Here is a 13,099-nt window from a genome sequence, read left to right as displayed (position 1 = left end):
AAAGGAATTTTGTAACGGATTTACGACGCGTTGACGCTACGTGCACAACTTCGCCGCTACCACTTTTGAACCAGGCCGCAGAGCCCCTTATTCCAACCCCACAACGTCGGGTGTTTCCCAGCTGAGATGCTGACCGCTGTCGATGCAGATCAGCTGCCCGGTGACCGAGGGTGCGCGCAGGAGATAGGCCAGAGCCGCGCGGATATCGGCCGGGTCAGCGCCGCGCTGCAACGGTGTATTTGCACATTGACGGGCAAATTGGCTCTCGCTCTGACGCGGGCCTTTCAGCGTTGGGCCGGGACCGATCCCGTTTACCCGGATGTGCGGGGCGAGCGCCTGTGCGCTGGTCCGCGTCAACGTCCAGAGGGCGGATTTTGCCAGCGTATATGTCATGAACTCCGGTGTAAGCTTGCGCACACGCTGATCGATCAGATTGATGACAGCGGCAGAAGCCAGCGGTCGCCCCTCATCGTCCATCTGCTGGGGCAGGTCCTGCGCGGCCAGCTGCTGTGTCAGAATGAACGGCGCGCGCAGATTGCTGTCCATGTGACGATCCCAGCTGCTGCGGGTCGCCGTTTCCAGACTGTCGTGCTCAAAGATTGACGCGTTGTTCACAAGGCAGGTAATCGGACCGCCCAGAGCCTCGGCAGCGGCGGGCAGCAGGGCGGCTGTCGCCGACTCCTGCAGAAGATCGGCCTGCAGGGTAACAGCCATGCGCCCCATGGCGCGGATCTCTTCCGCCGTGCGTTCCGCCGCATCTGCGGAACTGGCGTAGTGAACGGCGACGTCATAGCCGCTCGCAGCCAATTCAAGTGCCATCGCGCGGCCAAGTCGCTTGCCCGCGCCGGTTACCAATGCCCGCATCTTGCTCTCTCCTCATCTGCCTGTTTGGCAATGAGTTAGAACAGCTGCACTAGGTAGACCACATAAACCGCCGATAAAATCACACCCCAGGTGCGGGTGATGTCCATTTTGAGAAAAACAAACGGCACCAGCAGCAGCGATGAGGCCAGCATCACCCAGAGATCCACCCGCAGGAAGGAGGGATCAACGCTGATCGGGCCGACAAAGGTGGCAACGCCGACAATTGCCAGCAGGTTGAACATGTTGGAGCCGATCACATTGCCCAGTGCCACATCCGCCTGCCGACGCAGTGCAGCCATGACGGTGGTTGCCAGCTCCGGCAACGAGGTGCCTATGGCCACCAGCGTGAGACCGATCACCGTTTCGGTAACGCCATAGGTCCGCGCGATGATCGACGCGTTGTCGACCAGCAGATCGGCCCCCAGCGGCAATCCGACCAATCCGAGGAACAGGTAGATGCCGATCCGCCAATAGGGCATATCGGGATCCGCCTCATCAATCTCGTCGAGGTCACTATCCTTGCCGTTGCGGCGATGGGCGCGCGCCTCGCGGAAGGCCACGCCCAGAACAACCGACAGCGCGCCCAGCAGGATAAGGCCAGACCAGACCGTGAAGGTTCCGTAAAACGCCAGCGCAATGAACAGTGCCGATGCGATCAACATGAACACATAGTTCTTGCGGGTATCGCATTCGCTGGTGTGAAGCGATCGCATCAGCGCCGGGATGCCGAGAACCATGAGGATATTTGCCGTGTTCGAGCCAACAACGTTGCCAAGAGCGATGCCGTCCGCATTGTCTCCGACAGCCCGGATGGAGATCAGCATCTCAGGCGCCGAGGTGCCAAAGGCAACGATGGTCAGGCTGACGATCAATGCGGGCACGCCGATCCGCAGGCTGAGGTTCACCGCACCCCGTACCAGCGCATCCCCTGCCAACAGCAGGATGACCAGCCCAAGTCCAGATAACAGCCATGGCATCATTGCCGAGGCCCTCCATTCTTTTTGCAGGCACAGGGGCCTTTTCCGATCTTGAAGCGTCCGCAGCTGGCGCAGCGCCGCGAGGCCAGGCGCTTTTGCCCGGGCATCCGCAGCTTGCCGAACATCGCCAGCACAGCCATCACCACAAGAAACAGGGAAACGATTTTGAAAATCACGTCAGAGGCCAAACCGCGCATATTCAGCGCGTTCCTCGATACCGTTCAGCGCATCCTGCGCCATCTGCATACCGATCCGGCCCAACAGGGGCTTTTTGATGCCATAGCGGCGGAACCGCACCTTGTCGCCGAAACGGGCCTGCATCTTAGGGCGCAGATGGCCGATGCCATCAATCAGCCCCAGCGAGACCGCACGTCGTCCCAGCCAGATTTCACCGGTGTAGAGATCTTCGCTGGTGTCCAGTTTATCGCCGCGGCGATCTTTGACATGGGCGATGAAATTGTCGTGGATGTCCCCCAGAAGCTGCTTCAGACGCTTCACGTCCTCAGCGTTTTCCGGGCGGAAGGGATCGAGCATCGATTTGCTGCGGCCCGCTGTATAGACCCGCCGTTCGACACCCTGGCGGGCCAGAAAGACATGGGCGCCGAAGCCAGCCGATATCACCCCAATCGATCCGAGGATCGAGCTTTCGTCGGCCCAGATCTCATCCGCCGAGGCGGCCAGCCAATAGCCCCCGGACGCGGCGACATCTTCGACGAAAGCGATAGTGGGAACCTTCAGTTCTTCGGAGAGGCGACGAATGCGGGCACCAATCAGGGCGCTTTGCACCGGCGAACCGCCGGGCGAATTGATTTCAAAGGCGACCGCTGCCGGCTTTCCCTTTCGAAAGGCGCGCTCCAGCACCGGTCCAAGAGTGGCATCATTCAGCGCACCGCGACCGGCCATGCCAATGGCGCCATTGAGGCGCACAACAGCAACCAGCGGAGGCTTGTTCAAGAAAGGCAATCTCAGGTTCATGGCGCCGATGTAGAATGCCGACTGCCCTGAAACAAGGGATGGCACCGGAACGAGGCGAAAGCAGCAGCAAAAAAGCCGCGCACCTTGGGTAAAATTGCAACGTTCGCCACATACGTGCGGAATTAACCGGGCTTACCTTCCCTTGGGGCAGCGATGTTGCGGCTGCCCCAAAGCCGCGCGGCGGGCGGGTTATGGTCCTAATCTGCCGCGCGGTTACTCGGGGTCAGGCGCGGATCCGCCAGCCGGTTTTGAAGATCCACCAGATCACCGCCAGGCAGAGCGCGGTAAAGCCGCCGATGGCCAGAAGGCTGAGCCCGACCGGCACGTCAGAGGTTCCGAAGAAGGACCAGCGAAAGCCGGAAATCAGATATACTACCGGGTTGAACAGGGTGATTTTCTGCCAGATCGGCGGCAGCATCGAAATCGAATAAAAAGACCCGCCCAGGAAGACCAGAGGCGTGACAATCAGCAGCGGCACCAATTGCAGCTGTTCAAAGTTTTTCGCCCAGACCCCGATAATGAATCCCAGCAGCGCAAAGCTGACGCAGGTCAGCACCATGAACAGCACCATGGCGAGCGGATGCGCAATGGTCAGATCGACAAAGAGCGAGGCCGTCAGCAGGATCACCACACCGATAAACAGGGCCTTGGTGGCGGCGGCGCCGACATAGCCGATCACGATCTCAAGGAAGTTCACTGGCGCCGATAGCAGCTCGTATATAGTGCCGATGAACTTTGGGAAATAGATCCCGAAAGAGGCATTGGAGGTGGCTTGCGTCATCACGCTGAGCATGATCAGACCCGGCACGATGAAGGCACCGTAAGGCACGCCTTCGACCTGGTCGATCCGGCTACCGATGGCGGCACCAAACACCACGAAATAAAGCGAGGTTGACAGCACCGGCGACAGGAAGCTCTGCATCAGGGTGCGAAAAAATCGCGCCATTTCAAAGCGGTAAATGGAGGCGATTGCAGTCCAATTCATGTCGGTTCTCCTGAGACCAGCCCGACGAATATGTCCTCGAGGCTGGATTGCCGGGTCTGCACATCCGCCAGCGTCAGACCCGCGGTAGCCACGTCGTTCAGCAGGGCAGTGATGCCGGTCCGCTCAGCGTTGGTGTCATAGGAATAGATCAGGCCTCGGCCATCTTCTGTCAGGGTCACACCATAGCCGCTGAGACCTTCCGGCACGGCTGTTAGCGGTTCTGTCAGCTGCACCTCCAGCTGCTTCTTGCCAAGCTGCGCCATCAGCTTGTCCTTGTCCTCGACCAGCAGGATCTCTCCGTTGGTGATGACTCCGACCCGATCCGCGATGGCTTCGGCTTCTTCAATGTAGTGGGTGGTCAGGATGATGGTGACACCGCCGCGTTTTAGCTCTGCCACGACGTCCCACATATCCTTGCGCAACTCCACGTCCACCCCGGCAGTCGGTTCATCCAGAAACAGGATGCGCGGCTCGTGGCTGAGCGCCTTGGCGATCAGCACACGGCGCTTCATGCCGCCGGACAATTCCTTGATCTGGCTCTTGCGTTTGTCCCAGAGCGACAGCTTGCGGAGAATATCCTCCAGCAGCGCATCATTGCGCGGCTTGCCAAAAAGCCCCCGCGAAAACTTGATCGAATTCCACACCGTCTCAAACGGCTCAAGGTTGATCTCCTGCGGCACCAGCCCGATCAGGCTGCGCGCGGCCCGAAAGTCTTCGATGATGTCGTGACCGCCCACCGACACCTTCCCGGAACTGGGCGTGGTGATGCCGCAAACGGTTGAAATCAGCGTCGTCTTACCTGCGCCATTCGGCCCCAGAAGGGCGAGGATCTCCCCCTTCTCGATCTCGAGCGAGACCCCTTTGAGCGCCTGAAACCCGCCTTCGTATGTCTTTTCCAAATCACGGATAGATAGGATGGCTGACATTGCTGCCTCCCTTAAAAGTAAACTGATCAGTTCAGTGCACGTTAGCGTCCAGGTCATCGGATCGCCAGCGTGGAATGCAGGCCAAATGTTTGCCTGCGCGCAATATTTTGTGCGTTTTTGCACCGCACGAACTATCTTGACGTGAAGATAAATAATCAATACCCACTATCTCGATATCAAGATAAAAGGTTTGAAATGGATATTCTTCTCTTTGGGGCGACCGGCGATGTCGGGAGTGCGACCCTGCAACAGGCCATCGAACGCGGCCATACCGTGACCGCCGTCGCCCGTCATCCTGAACGGTCAGGCCATAGCGGCGACGCTCGGGTCACCGCCGTCGCGCTGGATGTTCTGTCCAGTGCAGACCAGCTGGCGGGGCTGGCCCGGCAACACCAGATCATTATCAGCGCCCTTCGCCCGCTGCCCGGGCAGGATGCATTGCTGGTGGATCTGACCAGGGCGGTCCTGAATGCCGCCCGCTCCGTCGGCATCCCTGCCCTCATCACCGGTGGCGCCGCTCTGTTGAAGCTTGCAGATGGTAGCGGCGAGACCGTGCTGAGCGCACCTGGTTTTCTGCCCGAAGCGGTGCGCCCGATCGCGGAAGCCTGCGCTGCGCAGGATCAGCTACTAGATTCCACACCGGATGTGGATTGGACCTGCCTGCGCCCGCCAGCGATGCTGCAAGAGGGACCACGCAAGGGGCGGTACGCTTGGGGAACCGACACGCTGGTCACCGACCACGAAGGCCAGTCACAGATTTCCTTTGCCGATTTCGGCGGTGCGCTTATGGATCTGGCGGAACAGGGCCACCGGCCGGATAAACGGCTGACAGTGGCCTGGGGTAGAGCCTAATAAGGCAGGCCGACATAGTTTTCCGCCAGAGAGGCCTGGGCCGCATCGGAGGAAAACAGATAGTCGAGATCGGCCTGTTGTAATCGTACATCCGCCGGCGACATGTCGGGGAACCGATGCAGCAGGTTGGTCATCCACCAGCTGAAGCGTTCCGCCTTCCAGATCCGCGCCAGTGCGCGCTCTGAATAGCTGTCCAGCGCGCCGTCATCGCCGCGCTGGAAATGATCCGACAGCCCCTCGAACAGATAGTAGATATCAGATGCTGCGAGGTTCAGCCCCTTGGCCCCGGTGGGTGGCACGATATGCGCCGCATCGCCTGCCAGAAACAGCGCACCGTAGCGCGTCGGCTCTGCGACGAAGCTGCGCAGCGGGGCGATGGATTTCTCAATCGAGGGGCCGGTTTTCAGACTGTCCGCAACATCCGCAGGCAAGCGCCTCTTCAACTCCTCCCAGAATTGCGCATCGCTCCAATCCTCGACACGGTCGGTCAGCGGCACCTGGATGTAGTAACGGCTCAACTGTGCATTGCGCATCGAGCACAGGGCAAATCCGCGTTCATGGCGGGCATAGATCAGCTCAGCCGTTGCGGGCGGCGTCTGTGAGAGCACGCCAAGCCAGCCAAAAGGGTAGACCTTCTCATATTCACGCAGCACATCCGCTGGAATTGAGCGACGGCTGACGCCATGAAACCCATCCGCCCCGACGATGAACTTGGTATCGATCCGGCGGGTTTCGCCCTGCAACTCATAGGTGACATAGGGTTGATCCGACTGGATATCATGAAGGGCGACATTCATCGCTTCGTGAATGATCTGCCCGCCCATGGCATCGCGGGCGTCGTAGAGGTCGCGCGTGACCTCGGTCTGGCCATAGACCATGACGGTTTGACCGGCGGTTCTGCCCGAAAGGTCGATCCGGTCCAGACGACCCTGATGAGCAATGTGAAATCCGTGATGAACCACGCCTTCGCGGTCCATACGCGCATTGGCTCCTGCCCGGCGCATCAGGTCCACAAACCCATGTTCCAACACACCGGCACGAATGCGACCAAGCACATAGTCGCGGGTCTGACGCTCAAGCACAATCGTGTCGATACCGGCCCGGTGCAGCAGTTGCGAGAGCAACAAGCCAGACGGGCCGCCCCCTACAATGACCACCTGTGTTGTCTGGTTCGGCATTCCGGTTCACTCCTGTTCGCATCCTTATCTTGCCCGGAGAAGGCAGGGTTGCGAATAGACCCTACCGCCGATTTCTTGTATATTTCGCACATGAGGGAAGAATACGCTATCAATACCTACTCCCTGTTTGGAGAGCATGGAGAGCTGGCAGACCTTCTGCATATCGAGAGCATCGAGGCGCGTTCCTCGCTGCATGATTGGGCTTTGAAACCACACCGCCACGCGCGGCTTCACCAACTGATCGTGCTGATGCGGGGCAGCGGTGAGGCTACCCTGGATGGCATCGCTCAACAGTTGACACCGCCTTGCGTGGTCAATGTGCCACGCGGTGCGGTGCATGGCTTCCGCTTTGACAGTGACACCTGCGGCTGGGTGTTGACCCTGACATCAGACCTTATTGATCAGGTACTTGATGACATTCCCGATGTCCTGACCACGCTAGACCGCGCAACCATCACCCCGCTGGATGCGCCTCTGGAGCGCCTTGTCGAGAGTATCCGGGACGCCTATGAAACCGATGGATTTGCACGCCGCCAGATCCTGCGCGGGCTTGTCGGCGCGCTTACCGGCACTGTCGCGCAGTCTATCGGCGCCTTGCGATATCGCAACGCGAGCCCCAAGGCCCACCAGCTGTTTGCGCAGTTCGAAACACTGGTGAACCGGGATTTCCGCAAACGGCGTCAAGTGAGCGACTATGCGCGCGAACTTGCCGTTTCGACAACACACCTCAATCGGATCTGCCATCAGGCTACCGGTCAGCCAGCCTCGCAACTTATCAGTGAGCGGATGCTGCGCGAGGCGCGGCGACTTTTGATCTATACTGCGCTGAGTGCGGCAGAAATCGCCTACGAGCTGGGCTATTCGGACCCGGCACATTTCAGCCGCGTCTTTACCCGGGGCACCGGGCTGCCACCACGCCGGTTTCGTCGCGATATCATTGCGGGAAAACCGCCCCGCGCGTGAGCCGCCCCGCCCTGGCCAAACCCCATTTGCGACCGAGCTGATCAAACTGAAACCGCCCCGGAACAGGTCCGGGGCGGTTATCATGGGTCATATCTGCGAGGTGGTGTCTACTGCTGCTCCGGCCCCAGCTTCGACAAGCCTTTCAGAATGTCGATGGCATAGGCCAGCTGATAATCCTCTTCGCGACGTTCGGCAGCGGCCTCGGCCTTGGCGCGGTCTTCTTCGATCTGGCGGATTTCATCCGCGGAAAGGCTGTCATTGTTCAGACGTCCGCGCAGGTCGGCCTCCGAACGGGTCCGGCGTGCTGCGGATGCCTTTTCGTCCTCCTCCTCGGTATCCGGGGTGCGTCGGGGCTGTTCCACGACGATATCGGGTGAGACACCCAAGGCCTGAATGGAGCGCCCGGAGGGTGTGTAATAGCGCGCCGTGGTCAAGCGCATTGCGCCCTCTCCTTTCAGCGGCATCACCGTCTGCACAGACCCTTTGCCAAAGGATTTGGTGCCGACCACGATCGCGCGGCGATGGTCCTGAAGGGCACCTGCAACGATTTCCGATGCAGACGCCGATCCACCGTTGATCAGCACCACAATCGGTTTGCCGTCCACAAGGTCGCCCGGCGTAGCGTTAAACCGCTCGCCGTCCTCGGGGTTACGACCGCGGGTCGAGACGATCTCACCGCTGTCGAGGAAGCTGTCGGCCACCTTGATCGCCTGTGTCAGAAGGCCACCGGGGTTGTTGCGCAGGTCCAGAACGATCCCGTTGACGTTATCCATACCACCGGCTTCTTCGAGCTGTTTTTTCAGCCCGGCTTCCAGGTTCGGCGTGGTCTGATCGTTGAATGTGGTCAGTCGCAGCACGACAGTGTCGTCTTCGGTCCGCGCCCGCACCGCTGTCAGCTTGATCGTGTCGCGGATGATCGAGACGTCAAACGGCTCCGCCTCGCCTTCGCGCACAACGGTGATGATGATTTCGGAACCAACCGGCCCCCGCATCAGCTCAACCGCATCGTCCAGCGAAAGGCCAAGAACACTTTCGCCATCCACATGGGTGATGAAATCACCGGCCTCGATCCCGGCTTCATCCGCCGGTGTTCCATCGATCGGAGAGACAACTTTGACAAAGCCCTCTTCCTGCGTGACCTCGATCCCGAGACCGCCGAATTCACCACGGGTCTGCACCCGCATCTTGGTGGCATCGTCGGGCGACAGATAGCTGGAATGAGGATCCAGCGAAGCCAGCATTCCGCCAATGGCGGCTTCGATCAGCTCGGTCTCATCGACGTCTTCGACATATTGCACGCGGATGCGTTCAAAGATGTCGCCAAAAAGATCCAGCTGTTCATAGACGCTGGCCTCTCTGCTGCCTTCCTGAGCCAGAAGCGGCTCAGCTACATAGGTGGTGGCAAGGATTCCTGCCAGCGTGCCGCCCACCGCGGCCATCGCAAATTTTCTCATGAACTAATTTCCATCCTTGTCGGTGCGGAACCAGGTTTCGGGGTCCACCGGACTGTTGTCCATTCTCACTTCTATATAGAGCGTTTCTGTGCGGTCAGTTCCAGCCCCTTCACCGCTTAGTGACAAAATGGCACCGATTTCGGGGCTTTTGCCCCCCATCAGGCCAACCGGGGTTCCTGCCGGGATGACCTCGCCCATGGTGCCGTAAACCTCAGCCAACCCGGAGAGTACAAACAGTGTCTCCGGCTGTGGTTCAAGAATGACCACATTGCCAAGATCCAGAAGCGGCCCCTGATAGCGGATCGTTGCCGCCGTGGGAGAGACCACCAGCGCGCGCGGACGTGCCGCAACAAGCCAGCCGGGCCGGGCGATGCCTGCGGCGTCTTTCTCGCCGTAGCCGCGCAGAACCAGCCCTTCGACCGGGATCGACAACTCCCCCCGCAGGGCGCTGATATCAGCATCAGTCGTTGCAATCTCGCCTTCGGCGATTTCAGCAAGCCCGCTGGCAAATCCGCTGAGGGTTTCAGTGGATGAAATCAAAATAGCCGTCCGCACCGGGTCCTGGGTAAAGCGGCGCGGCAGGTCGGTCCGGTCGGCGATAGCGGCAGACAATTGCGCCCTCGCCTCCTGCACACCGTTAAGCCCCTCCTGCAACGTATTCGCCGCGTTCTGCTGCAACAGGCGCAAGGTCTGGACCTCCTCAAGGTCGCGACGCAGTGCGGTTGCGCGCGATTGAAGCGCCGGTGTCACCTCTGCCAGTGTCATGGCGGAGCGCGCCGCGCCAAGCGGGCCTGAGGGGTGCAGCATCAACACCGGCGGCGGCGAGGTTTCAATGGTCTGCAACACGCCGAGAAGATCCGCCACATCGTCCTCGCGTGCCTTCAGCTGGGCCGCCAGCTGGCCCTCGCGCTGCGCCACACGACGCAGCCCATCGCGCATCGCCGCAAGACCCGCCTCATAGGCACGCACCGTCTCGGTCAGCGCGGCAACCCGGTCGCGCGCGCTTTCGGCGTCCTGCAAGGCCAGCGTCGCGACTTCCAGTTGGTTGGCGGCCTGCTGCGCGGCAGCGGCGGGATTATCCGCGGCCGCCGCAGTCCCGGCTAGGATCGGCAGGACAAGCGACGCCGCCGATATCAGCAGGGCGCGCCGGATTACCGACAGTCCAGTGATGCCAAACGCAGGCCTCATACGAGCAGGCTCTCTCCAGTCATTTCATCCGGTTTCGCAAGGCCCATCAGCTCCAGCACGGTTGGGGCCAGATCCGCGAGCCGACCGTTGCGCAGCTTTGCGCCTGTCGGCCCACCAACCAGCGCGACTGGCACAAGATTGGTGGTATGAGCGGTGTGCGGCCCGCCTGTTTCGGGGTCCACCATCACCTCGCAATTGCCGTGATCGGCGGTGACCAGCATGACGCCGCCCGCCGCCGTCAGCGCGGCCACGACCTTGCCAAGACCCTGATCCACGGCCTCACAGGCCTTGATCGCAGCGTCGAGATCACCGGTATGGCCCACCATATCCGGGTTCGCATAATTGGTGACAATCAGGTCATACCCCGCTTCGATAGCCTCGATAAAGCGCTCCGTCACCTCTGGCGCCGACATCTCCGGCTGCAGATCATAGGTCGCCACCTGCGGCGATTTCGGCATCGCGCGATCTTCGCCGTCCTCGGGATCCTCTTTGCCACCGTTGAGAAAGAAGGTCACATGCGGGTATTTTTCGGTCTCGGCCAGACGGAACTGGCGCTTGCCCTGTTTTGCCACCCATGCCCCCAGGGTGTTGACGATGGCCCGTTTGGGAAACACGGTCTGCATATAGCTGTTGTGGCCTTCGGAGTATTCCACCATGCCAAGCAGCGCCGCAAGATCCGGGCGTGCGCCGGTGTCAAAAGCATCAAAGCTCGGCTCGCCAATCGCACGCAGGATCTCGCGGGCGCGGTCGGCGCGGAAATTCAGGCAGAACAGGCCATCGCCATCTTTCACGCCATCATAGCCCTCGATCACTGTCGCCTTGATGAACTCGTCGAACTCCTCGCGGGTATAGCTGGCCTCAATAGCAGCCTCCGCTGTCGCTGCCCGGTGCTGGCCTTTGGCATGGATCATTGCGTCATAAGCCTGGCTGACCCGCTCCCAGCGATTGTCGCGGTCCATGGCGTAGTAACGGCCTGTCACTGTTGCGATGCGCGCGCCAGCCGCCAGTTCCGATTGCAGGGCAGCGACGAAACCGGCAGCAGATTTCGGGGCCACGTCGCGGCCATCCGTCATCACATGCAGCCAGACAGGGACGTCGGCATCGCGGATCGCCTTTACCGCCGCAATGATATGGGTGATATGGCCGTGCACGCCACCGTCCGAAACCAGCCCCATCAGATGGGCCGTGCCGCCGGTCTGCTTCATCTTCGCAATGAAGGCTTGCAGCGCGTCATTGTCAAAGAATGAGCCATCCTCGATTGCGAGATCAATCTGGCCCAGATCCATCGCCACTACGCGACCAGCACCGATATTGGTATGCCCCACCTCGGAGTTCCCCATCTGCCCGGTCGGCAAGCCGACGTCCGGCCCATGCGTGATCAACCGTGCTGTCGGGCATGTCTTCGCAATCTCGTCCAGCGTCGGTGTCTTGGCCAGATAGGGCGCGTTGGCGGTTCCCGGATCGGCGCTACCCCAGCCATCAAGGATACACAGAACAACAGGTTTGGGCGTCGACATGGTTTCAGGCTCCGGCTCTGAGTGGCGTTACCGCCTTCTACAGATTTGCCGGGGCTTGGGAAACCGCCGATAGGCCTTTGCAGGGCATCCGGGCGCCCTTTCCCGCCCTTACTTGCAGGATCTTGCGGTATGCCGGACGGGCGCGCGATACTGCCGCTCGATATCGAGCAGGCGCTGTTTGCGCCAAAGACCGCCGCCGTAACCGGTCAGCGACCCATCAGCCCCGATCACCCGGTGACAGGGCACCACCAGCGCGATCTGATTGGCACCATTGGCGCGTGCAACAGCGCGGGTCGCCTCTGGACGTCCGATCTGGCGCGCGATCTCCGAGTAGCTACGCGTCACGCCGGGCGGGATCTGGCGTAGGGCATCCCAGACCTGCTGCATGAAAGGTGTCCCGTGATAGGCCAGCGGCGTTTCAAACCGGGCGGAGATCCCGGCAAAGAACGCGTCCAGTTCCGCACGGATCTGCTCGCCGGGTGGTGTCGGACCAATACCAAGATCGCCCTTCACCGCCTTTTGCAGCTTGTCCAGCTCGCCCTTCAGCGCCTTGCGCTCCACAAATTCCAGCAGGTGCAACTCAGTCCGGCTGCTGACTGCGATCATGTCGCCGAGCGGTGTCGGGATCCAATCGGCCAGCAAAAGGCCTTCGCGGGTCAGGCTGCCGGGCGCCCTGCCCAGCAACCGGGCAAAGGCCGCACGAAACGCACTGGGAGAGTCGAATTGCGCATCCAACTGTGCCTCAATGACCTTGCCGCCGTCTGACAGCACGGTGAAGCCTTCGCGAAGACGGCGCTGGCGCGCCATCTCAAGAAAGGTCATGCCGAACTGCCGCTTGAAGCTGCGCCTGACCGTCGAGAGATCAAGACCCATGCGGAGGATATCGCCCTCGCTCCAGCGGTGCTCCGGGCGTTGATCCAAGGCGGCCAACAGGCTGGCCACTGCCGGATCGGCCTCTGCCATCGGGCGCAGCGGGTGGCATCGTTTGCAGGCCCGGAACCCGGCTTCGATACATTCGCCGACGCTGCCGAAGAACTGGCAGTTCTCCCGCTTAGGTTTGCGTGCCGGACAGGTCAGGCGACAGAAGATGCCGGTCGTGGCCACGCAGACATAGGCCTGCCCGTCATAGCGGTCATCGCGGTTCAGCAGCGCCTGATAGAGCGCTTCGTGGTCAGGAAGATCAAACAACATGCGCCCTGTTTATCACGCGACAGCAGACC

Annotated in this window: 13 protein-coding genes; 2 read left to right on the top strand and 11 right to left on the bottom strand. The window is 60.8% G+C overall.

The genetic code is table 11. The features are described 5' to 3' along the window. Positions 1-87: 87 nt before the first annotated feature. The 6 genes from VXL81_RS10580 to VXL81_RS10555 all read right to left on the bottom strand — a co-directional run bounded on the left by VXL81_RS10580 (position 88) and on the right by VXL81_RS10555 (position 4,727). Positions 88-864 carry an SDR family oxidoreductase gene (locus VXL81_RS10580; RefSeq protein WP_416543398.1) on the bottom strand — a complete coding sequence of 259 codons (777 nt, stop codon included), beginning with the start codon at positions 862-864 and terminating at the stop codon, positions 88-90. A gap of 35 nt (positions 865-899) precedes the next feature. After that, complete coding sequence (locus VXL81_RS10575) at positions 900-1,844, bottom strand: calcium/sodium antiporter (protein ID WP_416554162.1); 945 nt, start codon at positions 1,842-1,844, stop codon at positions 900-902. Beyond that, positions 1,841-2,038, bottom strand: coding sequence for a hypothetical protein (locus VXL81_RS10570; RefSeq protein ID WP_340544199.1), 198 nt, complete (start codon positions 2,036-2,038; stop codon positions 1,841-1,843). Before VXL81_RS10570 ends, VXL81_RS10575 begins: the two co-directional genes overlap by 4 nt. Then, entirely contained in the window at positions 2,019-2,816 is a 798-nt protein-coding gene (locus tag VXL81_RS10565) for a S49 family peptidase (RefSeq protein ID WP_340544198.1), read from the bottom strand. The genes VXL81_RS10570 and VXL81_RS10565 overlap by 20 nt, the downstream gene beginning before the upstream one ends. Positions 2,817-3,039: 223 nt before the next feature. Further along, a complete protein-coding gene (locus tag VXL81_RS10560; protein WP_340544197.1) occupies positions 3,040-3,801 on the bottom strand; it encodes an ABC transporter permease in 762 nt (253 codons plus the stop codon). Next, entirely contained in the window at positions 3,798-4,727 is a 930-nt protein-coding gene (locus VXL81_RS10555; protein WP_340544196.1) for an ABC transporter ATP-binding protein, read from the bottom strand. The genes VXL81_RS10560 and VXL81_RS10555 overlap by 4 nt, the downstream gene beginning before the upstream one ends. Before the next feature lie 195 nt (positions 4,728-4,922). Between VXL81_RS10555 and VXL81_RS10550 the strand changes: the two genes are divergently transcribed. After that, a complete protein-coding gene (locus VXL81_RS10550) occupies positions 4,923-5,579 on the top strand; it encodes an NAD(P)-dependent oxidoreductase (protein WP_416554160.1) in 657 nt (218 codons plus the stop codon). Here the strand turns inward: VXL81_RS10550 and pobA are convergent. Beyond that, positions 5,576-6,757: a 4-hydroxybenzoate 3-monooxygenase gene (gene pobA / locus VXL81_RS10545; RefSeq protein ID WP_416554158.1), complete on the bottom strand. Its 1,182-nt coding sequence runs from the start codon at positions 6,755-6,757 to the stop codon at positions 5,576-5,578. The genes VXL81_RS10550 and pobA overlap by 4 nt on opposite strands. A 90-nt stretch (positions 6,758-6,847) precedes the next feature. Here pobA and VXL81_RS10540 point away from each other — a divergent pair, with 90 nt between their 5' ends. Beyond that, positions 6,848-7,720 carry a helix-turn-helix domain-containing protein gene (locus VXL81_RS10540; protein ID WP_416554156.1) on the top strand — a complete coding sequence of 291 codons (873 nt, stop codon included), beginning with the start codon at positions 6,848-6,850 and terminating at the stop codon, positions 7,718-7,720. A gap of 107 nt (positions 7,721-7,827) precedes the next feature. Here the strand turns inward: VXL81_RS10540 and VXL81_RS10535 are convergent, their stop codons facing one another. From VXL81_RS10535 to VXL81_RS10520, 4 genes are all read right to left on the bottom strand, one after another. Further along, entirely contained in the window at positions 7,828-9,174 is a 1,347-nt protein-coding gene (locus tag VXL81_RS10535) for a S41 family peptidase (RefSeq protein ID WP_416554154.1), read from the bottom strand. Positions 9,175-9,177: 3 nt separating this feature from the next. After that, positions 9,178-10,362 carry a murein hydrolase activator EnvC family protein gene (locus VXL81_RS10530; RefSeq protein WP_416554152.1) on the bottom strand — a complete coding sequence of 395 codons (1,185 nt, stop codon included), beginning with the start codon at positions 10,360-10,362 and terminating at the stop codon, positions 9,178-9,180. Further along, positions 10,359-11,879, bottom strand: coding sequence for a 2,3-bisphosphoglycerate-independent phosphoglycerate mutase (gpmI, locus tag VXL81_RS10525; RefSeq protein ID WP_416536391.1), 1,521 nt, complete (start codon positions 11,877-11,879; stop codon positions 10,359-10,361). Before gpmI ends, VXL81_RS10530 begins: the two co-directional genes overlap by 4 nt. A 108-nt stretch (positions 11,880-11,987) precedes the next feature. Further along, on the bottom strand, positions 11,988-13,070 hold the full coding sequence (locus tag VXL81_RS10520) for a bifunctional transcriptional activator/DNA repair enzyme AdaA (protein WP_416554150.1): 1,083 nt from the start codon (positions 13,068-13,070) through the stop codon (positions 11,988-11,990). Positions 13,071-13,099: the final 29 nt, after the last annotated feature.

The sequence above is a fragment of the Phaeobacter sp. JH204B genome (assembly GCF_048055755.1).
Taxonomy (GTDB): Bacteria; Pseudomonadota; Alphaproteobacteria; order Rhodobacterales; family Rhodobacteraceae; genus Phaeobacter; species Phaeobacter bryozoorum.
Note: the sequence above shows the minus strand (reverse complement) of the source record. Positions and strands in the feature narration are given on the sequence as shown.

What these genes read in the sequence shown, in the direction of transcription:
- VXL81_RS10580 (WP_416543398.1), bottom strand. Translation starts at nt 864, where the DNA reads ATGCGGGCATTGGTAACCGGCGCGGGCAAGCGACTTGGCCGCGCGATG.
- VXL81_RS10575 (WP_416554162.1), bottom strand. Translation starts at nt 1,844, where the DNA reads ATGATGCCATGGCTGTTATCTGGACTTGGGCTGGTCATCCTGCTGTTG.
- VXL81_RS10570 (WP_340544199.1), bottom strand. Translation starts at nt 2,038, where the DNA reads ATGCGCGGTTTGGCCTCTGACGTGATTTTCAAAATCGTTTCCCTGTTT.
- VXL81_RS10565 (WP_340544198.1), bottom strand. Translation starts at nt 2,816, where the DNA reads ATGAACCTGAGATTGCCTTTCTTGAACAAGCCTCCGCTGGTTGCTGTT.
- VXL81_RS10560 (WP_340544197.1), bottom strand. Translation starts at nt 3,801, where the DNA reads ATGAATTGGACTGCAATCGCCTCCATTTACCGCTTTGAAATGGCGCGA.
- VXL81_RS10555 (WP_340544196.1), bottom strand. Translation starts at nt 4,727, where the DNA reads ATGTCAGCCATCCTATCTATCCGTGATTTGGAAAAGACATACGAAGGC.
- VXL81_RS10550 (WP_416554160.1), top strand. Translation starts at nt 4,923, where the DNA reads ATGGATATTCTTCTCTTTGGGGCGACCGGCGATGTCGGGAGTGCGACC.
- pobA (WP_416554158.1), bottom strand. Translation starts at nt 6,757, where the DNA reads ATGCCGAACCAGACAACACAGGTGGTCATTGTAGGGGGCGGCCCGTCT.
- VXL81_RS10540 (WP_416554156.1), top strand. Translation starts at nt 6,848, where the DNA reads ATGAGGGAAGAATACGCTATCAATACCTACTCCCTGTTTGGAGAGCAT.
- VXL81_RS10535 (WP_416554154.1), bottom strand. Translation starts at nt 9,174, where the DNA reads ATGAGAAAATTTGCGATGGCCGCGGTGGGCGGCACGCTGGCAGGAATC.
- VXL81_RS10530 (WP_416554152.1), bottom strand. Translation starts at nt 10,362, where the DNA reads ATGAGGCCTGCGTTTGGCATCACTGGACTGTCGGTAATCCGGCGCGCC.
- gpmI (WP_416536391.1), bottom strand. Translation starts at nt 11,879, where the DNA reads ATGTCGACGCCCAAACCTGTTGTTCTGTGTATCCTTGATGGCTGGGGT.
- VXL81_RS10520 (WP_416554150.1), bottom strand. Translation starts at nt 13,070, where the DNA reads ATGTTGTTTGATCTTCCTGACCACGAAGCGCTCTATCAGGCGCTGCTG.